This is a genomic window from Microbacterium profundi (assembly GCF_000763375.1).
GTDB lineage: Bacteria > Actinomycetota > Actinomycetes > Actinomycetales > Microbacteriaceae > Microbacterium > Microbacterium profundi.
This window is the reverse complement of the sequence record NZ_JPSY01000004.1, coordinates 192,670-212,637: the sequence shown is the minus strand read 5'-3', so window position 1 is coordinate 212,637 and position 19,968 is coordinate 192,670. Positions and strand designations below refer to the sequence as shown.

17 protein-coding genes are annotated in these 19,968 nt (G+C 66.5%); 3 read left to right on the top strand and 14 right to left on the bottom strand.

The window, feature by feature from the left end; genetic code table 11:
* The 3 genes from uvrC to JF52_RS0115705 form a co-directional block, all read right to left on the bottom strand.
* Window positions 1–1,905, bottom strand: a complete 1,905-nt coding sequence (gene uvrC, locus JF52_RS0115715; RefSeq protein ID WP_033107529.1) for an excinuclease ABC subunit UvrC — start codon at window positions 1,903–1,905, stop codon at window positions 1–3.
* Window positions 1,905–4,793: an excinuclease ABC subunit UvrA gene (uvrA, locus tag JF52_RS0115710; protein ID WP_033107528.1), complete on the bottom strand. Its 2,889-nt coding sequence runs from the start codon at window positions 4,791–4,793 to the stop codon at window positions 1,905–1,907. Before uvrA ends, uvrC begins: the two co-directional genes overlap by 1 nt.
* Window positions 4,794–4,869: 76 nt before the next feature.
* Window positions 4,870–5,325, bottom strand: a complete 456-nt coding sequence (locus tag JF52_RS0115705) for a MarR family winged helix-turn-helix transcriptional regulator (RefSeq protein ID WP_033107527.1) — start codon at window positions 5,323–5,325, stop codon at window positions 4,870–4,872.
* A 45-nt stretch (window positions 5,326–5,370) separates the two neighbouring features.
* On the opposite strand from JF52_RS0115705, the gene JF52_RS0115700 reads away from it, so the two are divergent.
* On the top strand, window positions 5,371–5,613 hold the full coding sequence (locus tag JF52_RS0115700; RefSeq protein WP_033107526.1) for a hypothetical protein: 243 nt from the start codon (window positions 5,371–5,373) through the stop codon (window positions 5,611–5,613).
* Between the two features lie 31 nt (window positions 5,614–5,644).
* On the opposite strand, the gene JF52_RS0115695 is transcribed toward JF52_RS0115700, so the two are convergent.
* The 11 genes from JF52_RS0115695 to rpsA all read right to left on the bottom strand — a co-directional run bounded on the left by JF52_RS0115695 (window position 5,645) and on the right by rpsA (window position 18,380).
* Window positions 5,645–5,971 carry a TfoX/Sxy family protein gene (locus tag JF52_RS0115695; protein WP_033107525.1) on the bottom strand — a complete coding sequence of 109 codons (327 nt, stop codon included), beginning with the start codon at window positions 5,969–5,971 and terminating at the stop codon, window positions 5,645–5,647.
* A 17-nt stretch (window positions 5,972–5,988) separates the two neighbouring features.
* Window positions 5,989–8,064 carry an excinuclease ABC subunit UvrB gene (gene uvrB, locus JF52_RS0115690; RefSeq protein WP_033107524.1) on the bottom strand — a complete coding sequence of 692 codons (2,076 nt, stop codon included), beginning with the start codon at window positions 8,062–8,064 and terminating at the stop codon, window positions 5,989–5,991.
* A 209-nt stretch (window positions 8,065–8,273) separates the two neighbouring features.
* Window positions 8,274–9,521: an MFS transporter gene (locus JF52_RS0115685; protein WP_234001478.1), complete on the bottom strand. Its 1,248-nt coding sequence runs from the start codon at window positions 9,519–9,521 to the stop codon at window positions 8,274–8,276.
* Window positions 9,497–10,096 carry a dephospho-CoA kinase gene (coaE, locus tag JF52_RS0115680; protein ID WP_033107522.1) on the bottom strand — a complete coding sequence of 200 codons (600 nt, stop codon included), beginning with the start codon at window positions 10,094–10,096 and terminating at the stop codon, window positions 9,497–9,499. Before coaE ends, JF52_RS0115685 begins: the two co-directional genes overlap by 25 nt.
* 32 nt (window positions 10,097–10,128) lie before the next feature.
* Window positions 10,129–10,710, bottom strand: coding sequence for a CoA-binding protein (locus JF52_RS0115675; protein WP_033107521.1), 582 nt, complete (start codon window positions 10,708–10,710; stop codon window positions 10,129–10,131).
* Window positions 10,707–12,032 carry an O-acetylhomoserine aminocarboxypropyltransferase/cysteine synthase family protein gene (locus JF52_RS0115670; protein WP_033107520.1) on the bottom strand — a complete coding sequence of 442 codons (1,326 nt, stop codon included), beginning with the start codon at window positions 12,030–12,032 and terminating at the stop codon, window positions 10,707–10,709. Before JF52_RS0115670 ends, JF52_RS0115675 begins: the two co-directional genes overlap by 4 nt.
* Window positions 12,029–14,029, bottom strand: a complete 2,001-nt coding sequence (gene acs / locus JF52_RS0115665; protein WP_234001477.1) for an acetate--CoA ligase — start codon at window positions 14,027–14,029, stop codon at window positions 12,029–12,031. Before acs ends, JF52_RS0115670 begins: the two co-directional genes overlap by 4 nt.
* A 2-nt stretch (window positions 14,030–14,031) precedes the next feature.
* Window positions 14,032–14,892 (bottom strand): ABC transporter permease, encoded by an 861-nt coding sequence (locus JF52_RS0115660; protein WP_033107519.1) that lies wholly within the window; start codon window positions 14,890–14,892, stop codon window positions 14,032–14,034.
* Window positions 14,889–15,929, bottom strand: a complete 1,041-nt coding sequence (locus tag JF52_RS0115655) for an aliphatic sulfonate ABC transporter substrate-binding protein (protein ID WP_033107518.1) — start codon at window positions 15,927–15,929, stop codon at window positions 14,889–14,891. The genes JF52_RS0115660 and JF52_RS0115655 overlap by 4 nt, the downstream gene beginning before the upstream one ends.
* The gene (locus tag JF52_RS0115650; protein WP_033107517.1) at window positions 15,926–16,780 is read right to left on the bottom strand and encodes an ABC transporter ATP-binding protein; all 855 of its coding nucleotides are present in this window, start codon (window positions 16,778–16,780) and stop codon (window positions 15,926–15,928) included. The genes JF52_RS0115655 and JF52_RS0115650 overlap by 4 nt, the downstream gene beginning before the upstream one ends.
* A gap of 145 nt (window positions 16,781–16,925) precedes the next feature.
* Entirely contained in the window at window positions 16,926–18,380 is a 1,455-nt protein-coding gene (gene rpsA, locus JF52_RS0115645; protein WP_033107516.1) for a 30S ribosomal protein S1, read from the bottom strand.
* A 244-nt stretch (window positions 18,381–18,624) separates the two neighbouring features.
* Between rpsA and JF52_RS16680 the strand changes: the two genes are divergently transcribed.
* Both JF52_RS16680 and JF52_RS16675 read left to right on the top strand, forming a co-directional pair.
* Window positions 18,625–19,128: a hypothetical protein gene (locus JF52_RS16680; RefSeq protein ID WP_052167120.1), complete on the top strand. Its 504-nt coding sequence runs from the start codon at window positions 18,625–18,627 to the stop codon at window positions 19,126–19,128.
* On the top strand, window positions 19,122–19,964 hold the full coding sequence (locus tag JF52_RS16675; protein ID WP_052167119.1) for a hypothetical protein: 843 nt from the start codon (window positions 19,122–19,124) through the stop codon (window positions 19,962–19,964). The genes JF52_RS16680 and JF52_RS16675 overlap by 7 nt, the downstream gene beginning before the upstream one ends.
* Window positions 19,965–19,968 lie beyond the last annotated feature (4 nt).

Genomic DNA, 19,968 nt, shown 5'->3' with positions numbered 1-19,968 from the left:
CTATCGAGTCGCGAGGTGCGTGTGGATGCTCTGGGCGAGTGCCGGTCCGATCCCCTGCACCTGCTGGATCTCCTCCGAGCTCGCGCCGCGCAGCGCGGTCACCGACCCGAAGTGCTTCAACAGCACCTTGATGCGCGACGCACCGAGTCCGGGCACCTCTTCCAGCACCGTGGCGATGTCGCGTCTGCGGCGCTTGCGCTGATGGATGATGGCGAAGCGGTGCGCCTCGTCACGAAGACGCTGCAGAAGATAGAGCGCCTCGCTGGTGCGCGGCAGGATGACCGGGAAGTCCTCGCCGGGCAGCCACACCTCCTCCAGCCGCTTCGCGATTCCGCACAGCCCGATCTCGGTGTGGCCGGCATCGCGCAGGGCGCGTGCCGCCGCCTCGACCTGCGGCTTGCCGCCGTCGACGAGCAGAAGCTGCGGCGGGTACGAGAACCGGGGCTTCCTCCTGGGCACGGCCACGACCTCTTCGCCGTCGGAGAGCGGGTCGGCGGGAAGTTCCGCGACCGGGTCCTCCTCCGGCCTGTCGAGGTATGCCAGTCGCCGCATGAGCACCTGGTACATCGAGTCGGTGTCGTCGGTGGTCTCGGCGATGTTGAACGAGCGGTACTGGTCTTTGCGCGGCAGTCCGTCTTCGAACACCACCATCGACGCGACCACGTTCGTGCCGCCGAGATGCGAGATGTCGAAGCACTCGATGCGCAACGGGGCCGTCTCGAGATCGAGCGCCTCCTGCAGATCGGTGAGCGCCTGCGTGCGTGCGACGTAATCGCTCGTGCGACGGGTCTTGTGACGGATGAGCGCCTGCGTCGCGTTGAGCGTCGCGTTGCGCATGAGCTCCACGCGCTGACCGCGCTGGGCGACCGCGATCTCGACCTTGCGTCCGCGGCGCTCGCGCAGCCACACCTCGAGTTCTGCGGCATCGTCGGGCAGCGAGGGAACAAGGATGCGACGGGGCACATCCACGCCCTCACCGTACGTGCGTTGCAGCACCTGCTCGACGAGATCGGCTCCGGAGATGTCGATCTCCTTCTCGATCATCGTGGCGCGCACGCCGCGCACGCGCCCTCCGCGGATCACGAAGTGCTGCACGGCTGCCGCGAGCTCGTCCTCCGCGATGCCGAAGAGGTCGGCATCCTCGTCAGACGGCAGTACCAGCGAGCTCTTGCCGAGCACGGCCTCGATCGAGGCGAGCTGGTCGCGGTACTTCGCAGCGGCCTCGTAGTCCATGGCTGCGGATGCCGACAGCATCCGCTTGCTGAGTTCCTTCGTGAAGCGCTCGTCGCCCCCGGCCATGAACGCGACGAAGTCGTCGACCATCGCCCGATGCTCCTCAATCGTGACCTTCATCGAGCACGGGCCACCGCACTTGCCGATCTGGCCGGGGAAGCACGGCCGTCCCGTTGCCATCGCACGCTTGTAGCTCGCATCGCTGCAGGTGCGGATCGGGAACGCCTTGATCATCAGGTCGATGGTCTCGTGCACCGCCCACACCTTCGGGTACGGACCGAAGTACCGTGCCCGCGGGATCTTGCGGTTGCGGGTGACGAGCACACGCGGCGCCTCATCTCCCAGCGTGACCGCCATGAACGGGTACGACTTGTCGTCCTTGTAGCGCACGTTGAACGGCGGATCGTATTCCTTGATCCACATGTACTCCAGCTGCAGCGAATCGACGTCGGTCGGCACGACCGTCCATTCCACGGACGCGGCAGTTGTGACCATCCGCCTCGTGCGCTCGTGAAGGGTGCGCAGCGGCGCGAAGTAGTTCGAGAGCCGCTGGCGCAGGTTCTTCGCCTTGCCGACGTACAGCACGCGCCCCTCGGCATCCCGGAAGCGGTACACACCGGGATCGGTCGGGATCTCGCCCTGCGAGGGCTTGTACGGGAGGACGTCGGCCATCAGCCGGCCTTCCGCGCCCCGCGTCCTGCGCCGAGGATCTCACCGAGGAACATGCCGGTGTGGCTCTCCTCCACGCGCGCGATCTGCTCGGGCGTGCCCGTGGCGAGGATCTCGCCGCCGCCGGAGCCGCCCTCTGGACCCAGGTCGATCACCCAGTCAGCCGACTTGATGACGTCGAGGTTGTGCTCGATCACGATCACCGTGTTGCCCTTGTCGACCAGCCCGTTCAGCACCTCGAGGAGCTTGCGGACGTCTTCGAAGTGCAGACCGGTGGTCGGCTCGTCGAGCACGTAGATGCTGCGGCCGTTGCTGCGGCGCTGGAGCTCTGTCGCGAGCTTGACGCGCTGCGCCTCGCCACCGGACAGCGTCGTGGCCGACTGGCCGAGTCGCACGTAGCCGAGGCCGACGTCGACGAGCGTCTTCATGTACCGGTGGATCGCCTGGATCGGCTCGAAGAACTCGGCGGCCTCCACGATCGGCATCTCGAGCACCTCGGCGATGTTCTTGCCCTTGTAGTGCACCGCGAGCGTGTCGCGGTTGTACCGCTTGCCGTGGCAGACCTCGCAGTCGACGTACACGTCGGGCAGGAAGTTCATCTCGATCTTGATCGTGCCGTCGCCCGAGCATGCGTCGCAGCGGCCGCCCTTGACGTTGAAGCTGAATCGGCCCGGCTGGTAGCCGCGCACCTTCGCCTCTGGCGTCTCACTGAACAGCGTGCGGATGCGATCGAACACGCCGGTGTAGGTCGCAGGATTCGATCGTGGAGTGCGGCCGATCGGCGCCTGATCGACGTGCACCACCTTGTCGAGGTTGTCGAGTCCGGTGACGCGGGTGTGCTTGCCCGCGAGTGTGCGTGCACCGTTGAGCTTGGATGCGAGCACCCGGTAGAGGATGTCGTTGACCAGCGACGACTTGCCCGAGCCGCTCACGCCGGTGACGGCGGTGAGTACACCGAGCGGGAACTCCGCCGTGACGTTGCGCAGGTTGTTCGCGCGGGCGCCGACGACGCTCAGCATCCGCTTCTTGTCGATCTTGCGGCGCTTCTTCGGCGTCGGGATCTCGCGACGGCCGGCCAGATAGTCGGCGGTCATCGACTCGGTCTCCGTGAGGAGCGCAGAGTAAGGCCCGGAGTGCACGACGGCACCGCCGTTGACGCCGGCACCGGGTCCGATGTCGACGACCCAGTCGGCGGCCTCGATCGTCTCCTCATCGTGCTCGACGACGATCAGAGTGTTGCCGAGGTCGCGCAGAGTCTGCAGCGTCTCGATCAGACGACGGTTGTCTCTCTGATGCAGCCCGATCGACGGCTCGTCGAGCACGTAGAGCACGCCGGTGAGCCCGGAACCGATCTGGGTCGCGAGCCGGATGCGCTGAGCCTCGCCGCCGGACAGCGAGCCGGCCGCACGGCTGAGGTTCAGGTAGGCGAGTCCCACCTGCAGCAGGAAGTCGAGCCGCAGCCGGATCTCGCGCAGCACCTGCGCCGCGATCTTCGCCTCGCGCTCGGTGAGCGTGAGCGTCTCCATGAAGCCGCGGGCGTCGGCGAGGCTCAGGTGGGAGACCTCGGCGATCGAGTGACCGTGCACCTTGACGGCGAGCACCTCGGGCTTGAGGCGGTTTCCGTCGCACGCGGGGCACGGGACCTCGCGGAGGTACTCCGCCCAGCGCGCGCGCTGGTTGTCGCTCTCAGCCTGGGCGTACTGGCGCTCGATGTAGGGCACGACACCCTCGAAGCCGGATGCGTAGCGCATCTCACGGCCGTAGCGGTTCTTCCACTTGACGGTGACCTTGTAGTTGTCGCCGCGCAGAATGGCGTCCTGCACATCGACGCGCAGATCTTTCCACGGGGTGTCAAGGTCGAACTTCAGGTCGCGCGCCAGACCTTCGAGCAGCCGCTCGTAGTACTGGAAGAGCCCCTTGCCCTGCGTGGTCCACGGGATGATGGCGCCCTCGCGGATCGAGAGCTCCTCATCGTCGAGCATCAGATCCACGTCGACCGACATGCGCGTGCCGAGGCCCGAACACGTCGGGCATGCGCCGAACGGCGCGTTGAACGAGAAGGTACGGGGTTCGATCTCGGTCAGCGTGATCGGATGCCCGTTGGGGCAGGCCAGCTTTTCGGAGTACGACTGCCACGCGTCGTCGCCGTCTTCGTCCACGAAGTTGACCTGTACGACGCCGCCGGCGAGCCCGAGCGCGGTCTCGACGGAGTCGGTGACGCGACCGAGGATGTCGTCGGACGCGACGAGCCGGTCGACCACGACCGCGATGTCGTGCTTGTAGCTCTTCTTGAGAGTCGGCGGCTCGGCCAACTGGATGAGGTCTCCGTCGACGATGGCGCGCGAGTACCCCTTGGCGCCGAGTTCGCGGAACAGATCGACGAACTCGCCCTTCTTCTGGGAGACGATCGGAGCGACGATCTGGTAGCGGGTGCGCTCTGGCAGCTCCATGAGCTGATCGGCGATCTGCTGCACCGTCTGCCGCTGGATCTTCTCACCGCACTCGGGACAGTGCGGAATGCCGATGCGCGCCCACAGCAGACGCATGTAGTCGTAGATCTCGGTGATCGTGCCGACGGTCGACCGCGGGTTGCGGTTGGTCGACTTCTGGTCGATCGAGACCGCAGGGCTCAGCCCCTCGATGAAGTCGACATCAGGACGATCCACCTGACCGAGGAACTGCCGCGCGTACGCGCTCAGCGATTCGACGTAGCGACGCTGCCCTTCGGCGAAGATCGTGTCGAATGCGAGGCTCGACTTTCCGGACCCGGACAGGCCGGTGAACACGACCATCGAGTCGCGAGGGATGTCGATGTCGACGTTCTTGAGATTGTGTACGCGGGCGCCGCGGACACTGAGTTTGCTGGGGGTGGCAACGGGGACAATGGGCACCGCACAAGTCTACGAGGGGCCACAGACATCGGCTCTGTATCCGTCCTCAGGAAGCATCGCGGCTCTCCCTCAGCGGCTAGGACGTACGTACACTCTCGACCGGACTGCGACCCGCGAATGGGGACAACCCGTCGCGCAGGGTGGCTACCTGCTCGATGTCCATGTGCACAGCTGCCATCACCTGTCGCGGAACGTCGAGTGCCCGCTGCCGCAGCTGCTGCCCGATCGGGGTGAGTCGGATGTCGAGACGTCGCTCGTCCTCACTGCTGCGCTCACGCGCGATCAGCCCTTCCTTCTCGAGACGCTTGACCAGCGGCGATGCCGTCGCCGGATCCAGCGCGAGATCCGCGGCGAGATCGTTGAGCGTGCGCGGTGAACGCTCCCAGAGCGCGAGCATCACGAGGTACTGCGGATGCGTGAGCCCGAGCGGCTCGAGGATCGGGCGGTAGATCGCCACGACGTTGCGCGCCGCGGTCACGAGTGCGAAGCACAGCTGGTTCTCGAGTTTGAGGAGGTCGTCGGAATCCGTCACGACGTTGATTATACGTGTGGCCTAATCATTAGTACACTAAGTGATATGGCGAACAGTTCAGACCGGATCCCGCTCCGCACTCGCATCCGTGAGGCCGGAGGGCTGTATCGCTGGTTCAACACGAACCTGATCCGCCTCGCCGGTCCGGCCGCGGTCGGGCCGTACGAATCCACTCCCCCTCCGTCGGCTGCGCAGCGCGCCGAGCGTGCATGTCCGCTGTGCGGACATCCCATGACGGAGCACGAGATCGACCGCACCGGACCCAAGCCGCTGATGCACTGCCCCTGACAGGCGCCTTCTGCGCACGCGTCGCTCGTCGCTAAGCGCCGGCGCTCTCCCGCGCCGCGTCGATCCATGACATCAGCGCGTCGTCGTCGTCGATCGCCGTCGGTGCGACGTCCAACCAGCTCGGCCCCATCGTCTTCGCACCCATCACGGCGACTGAGACGCCCGGCTCGGTCAGCAGCGCAGCGCCCCTCTCTTCGGTGACACGCACGAGGAGCACACCCTCATTGCGCGTGCCGACGAGGATACGGCCGTGCAGCAGGAACGCACGCGTGCCGAACATCCGCTTCTCTTCGAGCCCTGGCTCGGACATCAGCAGTGCCCTGACCCGATCGGCGAGCTCAGTGGCGGCAGCATCCATACTCGACCGCACCGCCCCTACGCATGCCCTGCGCGCTCCATCGCGCGCAGTTCCTTCTTGAGATCCTGCACTTCGTCGCGAAGACGACCAGCGAGCTCGAACTTGAGCTCTGCCGCCGCGGCGAGCATCTGATCGGACAGATCCTTGATCATGTCCTCCAGCTGCTCGGCACCCTCGGCCGCGATGCCCTCACGGCGCAACTGGGGCGTCGGGCTCTTGCCGCGCCCGGACTTCGTCCTGTTCTTGCTTCGCAGCAGGTCTTCGGTGTCGGATGCCTCGCGCGCGAGAACGTCGGTGATGTCGGCGATCCGCTTGCGCAACGGCTGCGGGTCGATGCCGCGTTCCTTGTTGTACGCGACCTGCTTCTCACGACGACGATCCGTCTCCTCGATCGCCCTCGCCATGGAGTCGGTCATCCTGTCGGCATACATGTGCACCTGGCCGGAGACGTTTCGTGCAGCACGGCCGATCGTCTGGATGAGCGATGTCCCCGAGCGCAGGAAGCCCTCCTTGTCGGCATCCAGGATCGCGACCAGCGACACCTCCGGAAGGTCGAGGCCCTCGCGCAGCAGGTTGATGCCGACCAGCACGTCGTAGACGCCGGAGCGGAGTTCGCTGAGCAGCTCGACCCTTCGCAGCGTGTCGACGTCGGAGTGCAGGTATCGCACCCGCACCCCGTGCTCGCCGAGGAAGTCGGTGAGCTCTTCCGCCATCTTCTTCGTCAAAGTGGTGACGAGCACACGCTCATCCCGCCCGGCACGCAGGCGGATCTCTTCCAGCAGGTCGTCGATCTGACCCTTGGACGGCTTGACGATGATCTCGGGGTCGACGAGACCGGTCGGACGGATGATCTGCTCGACCACGCCATCGGCGATGCCCATCTCGTACTTGCCTGGGGTGGCAGAGAGATACACGGTCTGACCGATGCGGTTCTTGAACTCGTCGAATCGCAGCGGCCGGTTGTCCATCGCACTGGGCAGGCGGAAGCCGTGATCGACCAGGGTGCGCTTGCGCGACGCATCGCCCTCGTACATGGCGCCGATCTGCGGCACAGTGACGTGCGACTCGTCGATCACCATCAGGAAGTCGTCGGGGAAGAAGTCGAGCAGCGTGTGGGGCGGCTCGCCAGGAGCGCGGCCGTCCATGTGGCGTGAGTAGTTCTCGATCCCGGAACAGAAGCCGAGCTGCTGCAGCATCTCGAGGTCGAACGTGGTGCGCATGCGCAGCCGCTGCGCCTCGAGCAGCTTGCCCTGGCGCTCGAACTCCTTCAGCCGCTCTGCCAGCTCGTCTTCGATCGTGCCGATCGCCCGCTGCACGACATCGGTGCCTGCGACGTAGTGCGACGCGGGGAAGATCGGCACGGCGTCGAGCTTCTCGATGACCTCACCGGTGAGCGGATGCAGTGTGTAGAGCGCCTCGATCTCGTCGCCGAACAGCTCGATGCGGATCGCGTGCTCTTCGTAGACCGGGATGATCTCGATGGTGTCGCCGCGCACCCGGAAGTTCCCGCGCGAGAAGTCGACGTCGTTGCGGTTGTACTGCATGGCGATGAACTGGCGGATGAGGGCGTCGCGGTCGTACCGCTCCCCCACCTGCAGCGCCACCATCGCACGCAGGTACTCCTCGGGAGCGCCGAGGCCGTAGATGCATGAGACGGTCGACACCACGATCACGTCGCGTCGCGACAGGAGCGAATTGGTCGTGGAGTGACGCAGCCGTTCGACCTCGGCGTTGACCGAGGAGTCCTTCTCGATGAAGGTGTCGGTCTGCGGCACATAGGCCTCTGGCTGGTAGTAGTCGTAATACGAGACGAAGTACTCCACCGCGTTGTTCGGCATGAGCTCTCTGAACTCGTTCGCCAGCTGCGCCGCGAGGGTCTTGTTGTGCGCGAGCACCAGCGTGGGTCGCTGAACCTGCTCGACCAGCCACGCAGTCGTGGCGGACTTTCCGGTACCGGTGGCGCCGAGCAGCACGACGTCGGTCTCGCCGGCGTTGATGCGCGAGGCGAGGTCGGCGATCGCCTGCGGCTGGTCACCGGCCGGCTCGTACTCGCTGATCACCTCGAACGGACGGACGCTTCGCGTGGGTTGCATCCCTCAAGCGTATGCGGAGCCTCGGACATCGGGGTCGCCATGCGGTCGCGCAAGCACGCGGTGCGGAAGTGCCGCCCTGCAGTGGGGCCGTGATCGAGTTCCTGATCGGCTCCAGCCTCGCGGCATCGTCGTGCTCAACGCCTGATGCCGCTCTTCCTGCTGGGCCTCGCCGACCGCTTCCTTCCGGCGTCGTCGCCGATGGGAAGCAGTCAAGGACGATCAGGCCAGCGGTTCGGTCGCAGCGCCACCGTCGCGATGACTGCGGCGACGAGTCCCATGAAGATCACGGCGCCGAGGAACCAACCCCAGCCGGCCTGACCGAACACGATTCCCAGCGCCCATCCGAACAGGCTGGAGCCGGCGTAGTACGCGAAGTAGTACAGTGACGGCGCCTGCGCGCGACTCGTCGGATCGGCGAGGACAGGCGCCCAGCTCGAGGCGATCGCGTGCGCGCCGAAGAAGCCGCCGGTGAACACGACGAGGCCGATGAGGATGACGATCGGCGATGGCACGTACATCAGAGCCGCCCCGGCGATGAACAGCCCGATCGCCGCGAGCAGTACCCAGCGACGCCCGTACCTCACCGCGAGCGACCCTGCCCATGGCGACGACAGCGTACCGGCCAGGTATGCGAGGAACAGCAGCGTCACCAACCAGACGGGCAGCATGAACGGCGGCGCGATCAGGTGGAAGCCGAGATAGTTGTACACCGCGACGAACGCGCCCATGAGCAGGAAGCCCTGCGCGTAGAGCGCGAGCAGACGCGGCGAACGCAACGCGCGGATGAGACGCGCGAGCTTGCCCGGACCCGCATCCGCCCGCATCCGCCCTGGCACGAATCTCCGCGCGCGCGGCACGAGCCAGAGGAAGAGCACGGCAGCGACGGTGCACAGCACGGTGACGCTCCATACGCCGATGCGCCAGTCGAACGCCTCCGAGAGCGGGCCGGCGACCAGTCGTCCCGTGAGCCCGCCGACGGTCGTCCCCGCGGTGTAGCTTCCCGCGGCTGCGGCGACATGCCGTGCATGCACCTCCTCGCTGAGGTACGCGAGCGCGACGGCGGGTACGGCTCCGAGCGCGAGACCTTCGCCGAGGCGCAGCACCAGCAGCACGGTGATCTCGGTGCTGAGCGGTGCCGCGAGTCCGAACGAGGTGGCTGCGATGATGCCGATCGCCATCGCGGGGATCCGGCCGATCCGATCGGCGACCAGAGACCACGGGATCACAGCGACCGCGATCCCGAGCGTCGCTGCGGAGACCGTCAACGCCGCCGTCGAAGCCGCAACCTCGAGGTCACCTGCGACCTGCGGCAGAACCGCCTGCAGAGAGTACAGCTGCGCGAATGTCGCGACGCCCGCGAAGAAGAGTCCTGCGATCAGCCGTCGATACGACCGGGTCCGGGGAATGTGACCGGCGAAGACGTCGTCCTGGCTCACTCTTGCGTCAGACGCTGCCACAGCGCGTCCACCTGCTGCTGGGTCTGCGCCAGGGAACCTGCGGTGTCGATCACGACATCGGCGATCGCGAGGCGCTTCTCGTCCGGAACCTGGGCATCGATACGATTCTGCGCCTCCTGCGGCTGCATACCGCGCAGCTCGATCAGCCGTTGCAGACGCACGGCGGCGGGAGCATGCGCGACGATGATGGCGTCCCAGGGATCATCGACGCGGGCCTCCACGAGCAGCGGTACGTCGTACACGACGAGTGCTTCCGGATCCTCGGCGAACGCCGCTTCGAACCGGCGCTGCGACTCCCGCCGTACGGCGGGGTGCACGATGCTGTTCAGCCGCGCGAGCGCGTCGGGGTCGGAGAACACTCGCGAGCCGAGTGCAGCACGATCCAGCGCGCCGGATGCATCGATCACGTCATCACCGAACGCCGCGGCGATCTCGGCGAGCACTGGCGTGCCAGGAGCCTGCACGTCGCGCACGATCTGATCCGCGTCCACGACCACAGCTCCGTGTGCTTCGAGCCGACGGGCGATCGTCGATTTTCCCGAGGCGATTCCCCCGGTCAGCGCGATGAGAGGCATGTCGCCAGTCTAGGGTTCGAGCCGCCCGCGACTCAGCGCGCGAGCAGCTGCCTCTTGGAGCTGATCACGCCGGTGTCGAAGCCCGCGAGGTGCAGACCGCCGTGGAAACGCGCGTGCTCGATCTTGATGCACCGGTCCATGACGACGGCGAGCCCTGCGGATTCCGCGAGGGCAGCAGCCTCCTCGTTCCAGGATCCGAGCTGCAACCACAGGGCGTTCGCGCCCACGTCGATCGCCTCCTGCGCGACGCCGGGAAGGTCGTCGTGCTTGCGGAAAACGTCGACGATGTCCGGCACGACCGGCAGATCGGTGAGCGATGCGTACACGGGCTGACCGAGGATCTCGTTCTCACGCGGGTTGACGAGATACACGTCGTACGGCGAGCTGGAGAGCAGGTACGTCGTCACGAAGTACGAGGCGCGCGCGGGGTTGTTGGACGCCCCGACGATGGCGATCGACTTCGACCGGCGCAGCAGCGCGAAGCGCTCCTGTTGATTCGGGCCCACCCAGGCGCGCTCGGATGCGACGGCGTCGACCGCGCCGGGCAGAGCGCAGGCGACAGCATCCGTCGGCGTCGGGAGGGCGCAGGAGTCCGTGGGGATCGAAGTGCTCATCGGGTCTCTCCTGTCGCTGCGGTCAGTGCCTGATCGAGGTCCCAGATGATGTCGTCCGCGTCTTCGAGGCCGACCGAGATGCGGATCAGGTCTGGACGCACACCGGCGGCGTCGAGCTGCGATTCCGTCAGCTGGCGGTGCGTCGTGGATGCCGGGTGGATGACGAGCGTGCGCGCGTCGCCGATGTTCGCCAGATGAGAGGCGAGCTGCAGGTTCTCGATCACGGCCTCCCCCGCGGCGCGACCGTCCTCCCCCGCCGCACGTCCGTCAGGAACTGCGACGCCGAAGGCGAACACAGACCCTGGACCGAGTGGCAGGTACTTGGCGGCCCGCTCACGGTGCGGGTGGCCCTCGAGGCCCGCCCACGTGACGTACGACACCCGCGAATCAGTGGAGAGCCACTCCGCGACGATCCGTGCGTTGGCCAGATGCGCGTCGATGCGCTGCGGAAGCGTCTCGACGCCCTGCAGCAGATTGAACGCCGACTGCGGGCTCAGCGCCGGACCGATGTCACGCAGCTGCTCCGAGCGGAGTTTGGTGAGAAAGCCGTACTCGCCGAAATTGTCCCACCATTTGATGCCACCGTACGATTCCACCGGCTCGGTCATCTGCGGGAACTTCCCATTCCCCCAGTCGAACGTGCCCTTCTCGATCACGATGCCACCCAGAGTGGTGCCGTGGCCGCCGAGGAACTTCGTCACCGAGTGGATCACGATGTCAGCACCGTGCTCGAGCGGTCGTGCGAGATACGGCGTGGCCAGCGTGGCATCGACGACGAGCGGTACGCCCGCTCCGTGCGCGACCGCCGCGAGTCCCTCGATGTCGGCGATCTCACCGGAGGGATTGCCGATCATCTCGACGTAGACGACCTTGGTCTCCGGTCGGATCGCCGCGGCGTAGTCGGCCGGGTCGCTCGACGGCACGAAAGTCGTCTCGACGCCGAAGCGGCGCAGCGTCACATCCAGCTGCGTGACCGTTCCGCCGTAGAGCTGCGCGGAGGCGACGACATGGTCACCGGCGCCGACAAGAGCGGCGAACGTGATGAACTCGGCGCTCATGCCGGATGCGGTCGCCACAGCCCCGATGCCGCCTTCCAGCGACGCCAACCGTTCTTCGAGCGCAGCCACTGTGGGGTTGCCGATGCGCGAGTAGATGTTGCCGTACTTCTGCAGCGCGAAGAGGTTGCCGGCATCCGTCGCGTCGTCGAAGACGAACGAGGTCGTCTGATAGATCGGCACGGCGCGTGCGCCGGTGGATGCGTCGGGCGTGCCGCCCGCGTGGAGTGCTCGGGTGCGGAACCCGAAGCGGTGCTCTTCCGTCATGATGTCCTCGAGTAGGCCGCGGCCAGCACGTCGGCGATGCCGTCGACGGCCCACGGGTTCTGCAGTGATGTCGTGTCTCCGAGCGCCTTCGGCTCCCGGTCGGCGCGTCGATCCTGTTCAGCCTCCCATAGCTGCGCGAGCAGGCGGCGCATGATCTTGCCCGATCGCGTCTTGGGCAGATCGGGAACGACGATGATGTGCTTCGGCTTGGCGACCGGCCCGATCGCCTGCGCGACCTGATCGCGAAGAGCGGATGCCGTCACCGCCGCCGCACCGGACGGCGTCACGAAGGCGACCACCGCCTGTCCTGTGACCGGATCGGACACTCCGGCGGTACCGGCCTCCCCCACGCTCTCGTGCGCGACGAGCGCGGATTCGATCTCGATCGTGGAGAGCCGATGGCCGGAGACGTTCACGACGTCGTCGAGGCGTCCGAGGAGCCAGATGTGGCCGTCGGCATCCTTCGTCGCGCCGTCGCCGGCGACGTAGTAGCCGCCGAAGTCGCCGTGGCCGGCGAAGGTCGCCCAGTACGAGTCGCGGTAACGCTGCGGGTTGCCCCAGACAGTCCTGGCCATGCCTGGCCAGGGGCGGCGCACGACGAGCGTTCCGGAGCGTCCTGGTGCGACCTCGTCGCCGTTCTCGTCGACCACGGTCGCGTCGATGCCCGGCAGCGGCACGGTCGCGGATCCTGGCTTCAGCGTCGTGATGCCGGGCAGCGGCACGATCATCGCGGCGCCCGTCTCGGACTGCCACCAGGTGTCGACGATGGGCAGCTCGTCACGGCCGAAATTGCGGCGGAACCAGATCCACGCCTCCGGGTTGATCGCCTCACCCACCGTGCCGAGCAGACGCAGGCTGGAGAGATCATGCCCGGTCGGGAGTTCCGCGCCGAACCAGGTCATGAACGTGCGGATCAGCGTGGGCGCGGTGTAGTAGACCGTCACCCCATAGCGCTCGATGATCTCGAGGTGCCGCTCCCGATTCGGGGTGTCCGGCGTGCCCTCGTAGATGACCTGCGTCAGCCCGTTCGAGAGCGGTCCGTAGATCTCGTAGGTGTGCGCGGTGACCCATGCCAGGTCGGCGGTGCACCAGTGCACGTCGTCCGGCTTGGCGTCGAAGTGAGCCCAGTGCGCCCAGCTCGTGTGCGTCAGGTAGCCGCCGGAGGTGTGGACCAGCCCCTTCGGCTTCCCCGTGGTGCCTGAGGTGTAGATGATGAAGAGCGGATGCTCGGCGTCGAACGGCTGCGCGTCATGCGTCGACGACGCGGTGTCCACGACGTCGTGCCACCAGAGGTCGCGGCCCGCGGTCCATGGCACGTCCTGCCCCGTACGCCGCAGCACGAGGACATGCTCGAGTTCGGGCAGGTCGGCGGCCGCGGCATCCGCCGTCGACTTGACCTCGGTCGCTGCTCCTCTGCGGAACTGACCGTCGCTCGTAACAAGCAGCTTCGCACCGGTGTCCTCCAGCCGGAAGCGCACGGCCTCTGCGGAGAATCCACCGAACACGAGCGAGTGCACGGCGCCGATGCGCGCGCAGGCGAGCGTGATGACGATCGTCTCGACGAGCACAGGGAGGTAGATCACGACGCGGTCGCCCGGCTCGATGCCGAGCGAGAGCAGGGCGTTCGCCGCCTGCGAGACCCGCCTCTGCAGATCGGCGTAGGTCACTTCGGTCCGGTCCCCCGGTTCGCCTTCGAAGTGCAACGCGACCTTGTCGCCGCGGCCGGCGTCGACGTGGCGGTCGACGCAGTTGTACGCGACGTTCAGCTTTCCGCCGACGAACCAGCGTGCCGCGGGGATCGCCCCGTCTGTGGGCGGCTCCCATTCATGAGCGGTGTGCCACGGCTCGACCCAGTCGAGTCGCCGGGCCGCCTGCTCCCAGAAAGCAGTGGGATCGGCATCCGCCTCGGCATAGATCTCTGCCGTGACGTTCGCCTGCGCGGTGAATGCGGCCGGAGGTGCGTACTCGCGCGTCTCCAGCAGTCGTACTTCCGTCACTCTCAGGCCCACTTCTTGAGCAGGTACTTCTCGACAAGCGCGAGAATCCCGTTCGTGATCGTTCCGAGCAGCGCGAGCAGCACGATCGACAGCAGGATGCGGTCGACACGGCCGCTGTTCTGCGAGTCGGTGAGCAGGAACCCGAGCCCCATCGACGAGGCGATGAGCTCGGCGGCGACGAGGAACAGCCATGCCTGAGCGAGTGCGAGCCGCAGACCAGAGACGACCGAGGGCACGACGGCCGGGAGCTGCACGGTGCGGAACAGTGACCAGCCGCGCAGGCTGAATGAGCGCCCCGCTTCGACCAGCTGTGGGTCGACGTGACGCAGCGCCGAGGCGACCGTCGTGTACACGGGGAAGAAGGCACCGATCGCGATCAGCGTGACCTTGGATTCCTCACCGATCTGCAGCCAGAGGATGAGCAGCGGCACCCAGGCGAGCGACGGCACGGCGCGGAGTGCGGCGAGCGTCGGGCTGAGAAGCACATCACCGAGGCGGGACAGACCGACGAAGCCGGCGAAGGCGAGGCCGATCACGGATCCGATCGCGAAGCCCAGCAGCACGCGCTGCACCGAGATCGCGATGTGCGTCCACAGCTGGCCGGCCTCGGCCAGCTCGACTCCCGCGGTGAACACGGATGCCGGCGTGGGCAGGCGGTACGGCGGCACCAGACCGCTCGTGGTGACGACCTGCCACGCGACGAGGATGATGACGGGCAGGATCAGACCTGCCGCGACACGGACGCCGGTGCGATCCCAGAGGCCTCGCGTACCGGCATCCGCTCGTCGGCGTTTCCCCTTGGCGAAATCGAGGGCATCCCGCGAATCTGCCGGGACGACGACTCGCTGGTCGGGGATGATCATTCGCCCTTGGCCGCCTTCTCGGCGAAGGTGGCGTTGATGATCGTCTCGAGCGCCTTGTCGACCGACTCCTGGCCGCCCTGCACATCGCCGGAGTCGACGAGCACGGGAGCGATCTTCTCGAGAACCTCGAGCTGCGCGTCGCCCGGGATGCCGTTCACGTCGAGGTTGGAGCGCTCTTCGATCACGGTCGTCGCGACCTCGATGTCGATGCCCGCGACCTCGGCGAGCAGCTCGGCTGTCTCTTCCGGGTTCTCAAGAGCCCAGACGCGTGCCTGCTCGTAGGCATCGACGACGGCCTGTGCGAGGTCGGCGTGGTTGTCGATGAAGTCCTCGGTGGCGTTGAGGAAACCGTAGGTGTTGAAGTCGACGTTGCGGTAGATGAGCTGATCGCCGGACTCGACCTCGGCTGCGGCCATGATCGGATCGAGGCCCGCCCAGGCATCGACGGAACCGCCGTCGAGGGCCGCGCGGCCATCGGCGTGCTGGAGGTTCTGCACCTCGACGTCGTCGAGCGAGAGACCGCCCTCTTCGAGAGCCTGCAGCAGGAAGAAGTAGGGGTCGGTGCCCTTGGTGGCGGCGATCGAGGTGCCGGCGAGGTCCTCGAGCGACGTGATGCCGCTGTCCGGCCCCACGACGATCGCCGACCACTCGGGCTGGGAGTAGATGTCGATCACCTGGATGGGCGATCCGTTCGCGCGAGCGAGCAGCGCGGCGGATCCTGCCGTCGATCCGACATCGACCGAGCCGGAGCGCAGCAGCTCGTTGGCCTTGTTCGACCCGGCGGACTGCACCCACTCGACGTCGACGTCGTCACCGAGGATCTCTTCGAGGATGCCCTGGTCCTTGATGACGAGGCTGAGCGGGTTGTAGGTCGCGAAGTCGACGGTGAGCGTGTCGGAGGACCACTCTCCTGTTGCGGCGGAGCCGTCGGACTCGGAGGCTCCGGCGTTCTCTCCGGCGACGCAGCCGGTGGCGACGAGCATCATCGTTCCGGCGATGGCGATCGCAGGGACGATTCGGCGGGTGATGGTGCTCATCGGGTCTCCTCGGTGGAAATGCGGTGGTGGGTGTCGACGCCGAGTCCTTCGAGAAGGTCGGCGCGAAGGTCCGCGAGGCCGCGATCGGCGCGGTCACGCGGGCGGATGCCTGGCACGGTGATGGTGCGTGCGACGGATGTCGCGCCCGTGCCGGACCCGCCGACGAGCGAGCGCAGCAGCAGCACGCGGTCGGCGAGGTAGAGGGCCTCCTCGACGTCATGGGTGACGAGGAGGACAGTGGTGGGCTCGGCTTTGTGGATGTCGAGCAGGAGGTCCTGCATCCGGAGCCTGGTGAGTGCGTCCAGGGCGCCGAACGGCTCGTCGAGCAGAAGCACGCCCGGGTTCCGGGCCAGGGCCCTGGCGAGAGAGGCGCGCTGCGCCATCCCTCCTGACACCTCACGGGGATGCTGGTCGGCGGCGTGGTCGAGACCGACCAGGTGCAGCAGCTCGCGCACGCGCTCGCGTCCTTCGCGGCGGCGAGTGCTCCGGGGCAGGCCGAGTTCGACGTTCTGCGCGAGCGTGCGCCACGGGAGCAGCCGGGGTTCCTGGAACGCGATGGCGGTGCGCTCATCGGTGTCGGTGACGCCGGTGCCGTCGAGGCTGATGTCTCCACTCGTGGGAGCATCCAGCCCTCCGACGAGGCGGAGAAGTGTCGACTTGCCGCAGCCGGACGGACCGACCACTGCGACGATCTCGCCCGCAGCCAGCTCGACGTCGACGCCGCGCAGGACTTCACGACGGCCGTCCGGCATGGGGAACGAGCGCTCGATGCTCTCGAGGCGGACAGCGTTCGCCGCACCCGGGGCGACCGGCGCGGTGGTGGTGCGCGGGGCGAGGAGTGCGGAGGTCATACTCCTATCGTCGCGGAGGCGCACCCATGTTACGAAAGCGAGCGTAATCTTCCGTCACGTAACAGCATTCGGCGGTATACGCGGAACGGGCCGCCACCCGCTGCCTGTGAAGGCGGGGTGACGACCCGTTCCGTGAATGGCGTGCTTACGCGTTGCCGCCCGAGAGCTTCTCGCGCAGAGCCGCGAGAGCCTCGTCGTCAGCAAGCGTTCCGGCGCCGGAGTCGCTCGTGAAGGACTGTGCAGCGGCGAAGTCGTCGCCAGCAGCGGCCTCGGCCTCGGCTGCCTTGGCAACCGTGACCTTGTGAGCCTCCCAGCGGGTCTGGGCTGCAGCGTACTCCTGCTCCCAGGCCTCGCGTGCGGAGTCGAAGCCTTCCTTCCACGCACCGGTCTCGGGGTCGAAGCCCTCCGGGTACTTGTACTCGCCGTTCTCGTCGTACTCGGCGAGCATGCCGTACAGTGCCGGGTCGAACTCGGTGCCGTTGGGGTCGACCGACTCGTTGGCCTGCTTGAGCGACAGCGAGATGCGACGACGCTCGAGGTCGATGTCGATGACCTTGACGAAGACCTCTTCGCCGACGGACACGACCTGCTCAGCCAGCTCGACGTGCTTGCTGGAGAGCTCGGAGATGTGCACGAGGCCCTCGATGCCGTCTGCGACGCGAACGAACGCACCGAACGGAACGAGCTTGGTGACCTTGCCCGGTGCGATCTGGCCGATCGCGTGGGTGCGGGCGAAGACCTGCCACGGGTCTTCCTGCGTCGCCTTGAGCGACAGGGAGACGCGCTCGCGCTCCAGGTCGACCTCGAGGATCTCGACAGTGACTTCCTGTCCGACCTCGACGACCTCAGAGGCGTGCTCGATGTGCTTCCAGGACAGTTCGGAGACGTGCACGAGGCCGTCAACGCCACCCAGGTCGACGAACGCACCGAAGTTGACGATCGACGAGACCTGGCCCTTGCGGACCTGGCCCTTGTGCAGGTTGTTGAGGAAGTTCGAGCGCGACTCGGACTGCGTCTGCTCGAGCAGCGCGCGGCGGCTCAGCACGACGTTGTTGCGGTTCTTGTCCAGCTCGAGGATCTTCGCCTCGATCTCCTGGCCCAGGTACGGGGTCAGGTCGCGGACGCGGCGCAGCTCGATGAGCGATGCCGGCAGGAAGCCACGCAGGCCGATGTCGACGATGAGTCCACCCTTGACGACCTCGATGACCGTACCGGTGACGACGCCGTCGTCTTCCTTGATCTTCTCGACGTCGCCCCACGCACGCTCGTACTGCGCGCGCTTCTTGGACAGGATCAGACGGCCTTCCTTGTCCTCCTTCTGGAGAACAAGAGCCTCGACCTCATCGCCGACCTTGACGACCTCGTTGGGGTCGACATCGTGCTTGATGGAGAGTTCGCGCGAGGGGATGACACCCTCGGTCTTGTATCCGACGTCGAGCAGGACCTCATCGCGGTCGATCTTGACGATCGTTCCTTCGATGATGTCGCCGTCGTTGAAGAACTTCAGAGTCTTCTCGACCGCGGCCAGGAAGTCCTCAGCAGATCCGATGTCGTTGATGGCGACCTGCTTGGTGGCCGGGGCGGTCGTTGCGGTAGTCATGTAGTGGGTTGTCCTTGTGGGTGGGTACTCGGGCCACAGACGCTCATGCACGCATGAGTGATCGCCTGAAGCGAATGGATTTGGATTTTCAATCGCCCGGGCGTGCGAGTGCACGCCACGAGTGACACTTCAGATTATCAGAGAATCGTCGCGAATGCTGCTGTGGATAACTCCGGCGAGTGCCGGCGCTTCGCGTTACCGTGAACGGGTGACTCTCCCCCGATCGAAGACGAGCCGGTTCCGGATGCTGGCACTGCTCGCACTCGCAGCGTCGACGTTGAGCGCCTGCACGCCGACTCCTGAGCCTACGCCGACACCGACCGCCGCTTTCGCATCGGAAGAGGAAGCGTTCGCCGCGGCGGAGGAGGTCTATCGGGCTTACAACGACGCGGTAAATGCTCAACGCAATGGCGACAATGATGCGGATCCGTACGACTACTTGACTGGCAAGATACTCGACTCGGAACTGGCGACCGCGCAGGAGCTTGACGCCGCAGGGATTCGCATTGTGGGCGCGACAAAAATCGTTGGTTTCGACGGTCGGGTCAGTAGTCACTCACAGAGCGTTGCTCGCGTTGTGGCAAACGTGTGCCTCGATATCACGGAAGCGCGCGCCGTAGATGATCAGGGTACTGACGTTACTGCGGCCGATCGAAGTGACACTTACACGATCTCTGTCGAACTAACGGGCACCGCAGATCACCTTCTAATTAGTGAGTATGAGGTTGCTCCGGGTGAGACATGCTGACTGCGATCCTCGTTGCCGGGCTGATTCTGGCGCCTGCGGCCACCGGTTCCGCAAGTTCCGGCACGAACTGCAGCGACACAGATCTCGTGATTGGTGGATGTGGGATTGCAAATGACGGCACCGAGATCATCATCGACGGCACCCAGGACACTCCCGGCGACCCCGGCACCTCGCCGATCGGCGACTCGGATCCGGGAACCGACGGGGGCTGGACCCCACCGGCAGACTGGACGCCACCGCCGGAGTTCGACTTCGCTCAGTGCCTGAACAACTGGGATTCGTACATCCGCTGCTTCCGGGCGACTGAGGAAACCGAGGAGGAGACGCCGGAGACCACCACAGAGCCGACGATCCCGGCCATCACGATCAATGACGTCGCCCGATTCGCTCCGGCCGGTCCCGTCATCACCGGAGAGCCTGACAACGTGGGCGTCGTCGGCCTGCCGACGAACTTCGTGGCGACGGCATCCGTCCACACCGTGAACGACTCGCTCTTCGGCTTCCCGGTCACCGTACGCTTCACGCCGTCCGGCTACGACTTCCGCTTCGGCGACGGCACGACCGCCACCACCAGCACGGGCGGTCGGTCATGGGCCGACCTCGGCCAAGCGCAGTTCACCCCGACTCCGACGAGCCACACCTACAAAGAGCGCGGTATGTACTCCGCACAGGTCGACGTGCGCTACACAGCAGAGGTCGACTTCGGCGTCGGATGGTTCCCGATCGCCGGCGAGGTCACCGCTGCAGGGCCACCGCAGGAGATCCGCATCTTCGAGGCGCACACCGCACTGGTCGCGCACACCTGCCAACAGGCACCGGACTCCCCCGGCTGCTGACCCC

Excerpts from the sequence above, each read along its gene's own strand:
- uvrC (WP_033107529.1), bottom strand. The coding sequence starts at position 1,905 with ATGGCCGACGTCCTCCCGTACAAGCCCTCGCAGGGCGAGATCCCGACC.
- JF52_RS0115700 (WP_033107526.1), top strand. The coding sequence starts at position 5,371 with ATGGCGAACAGTTCAGACCGGATCCCGCTCCGCACTCGCATCCGTGAG.
- JF52_RS0115695 (WP_033107525.1), bottom strand. The coding sequence starts at position 5,971 with ATGGATGCTGCCGCCACTGAGCTCGCCGATCGGGTCAGGGCACTGCTG.
- uvrB (WP_033107524.1), bottom strand. The coding sequence starts at position 8,064 with ATGCAACCCACGCGAAGCGTCCGTCCGTTCGAGGTGATCAGCGAGTAC.
- coaE (WP_033107522.1), bottom strand. The coding sequence starts at position 10,096 with ATGCCTCTCATCGCGCTGACCGGGGGAATCGCCTCGGGAAAATCGACG.
- JF52_RS0115675 (WP_033107521.1), bottom strand. The coding sequence starts at position 10,710 with ATGAGCACTTCGATCCCCACGGACTCCTGCGCCCTCCCGACGCCGACG.
- JF52_RS0115670 (WP_033107520.1), bottom strand. The coding sequence starts at position 12,032 with ATGACGGAAGAGCACCGCTTCGGGTTCCGCACCCGAGCACTCCACGCG.
- JF52_RS0115660 (WP_033107519.1), bottom strand. The coding sequence starts at position 14,892 with ATGATCATCCCCGACCAGCGAGTCGTCGTCCCGGCAGATTCGCGGGAT.
- JF52_RS0115655 (WP_033107518.1), bottom strand. The coding sequence starts at position 15,929 with ATGAGCACCATCACCCGCCGAATCGTCCCTGCGATCGCCATCGCCGGA.
- JF52_RS0115650 (WP_033107517.1), bottom strand. The coding sequence starts at position 16,780 with ATGACCTCCGCACTCCTCGCCCCGCGCACCACCACCGCGCCGGTCGCC.
- rpsA (WP_033107516.1), bottom strand. The coding sequence starts at position 18,380 with ATGACTACCGCAACGACCGCCCCGGCCACCAAGCAGGTCGCCATCAAC.
- JF52_RS16680 (WP_052167120.1), top strand. The coding sequence starts at position 18,625 with ATGCTGGCACTGCTCGCACTCGCAGCGTCGACGTTGAGCGCCTGCACG.
- JF52_RS16675 (WP_052167119.1), top strand. The coding sequence starts at position 19,122 with ATGCTGACTGCGATCCTCGTTGCCGGGCTGATTCTGGCGCCTGCGGCC.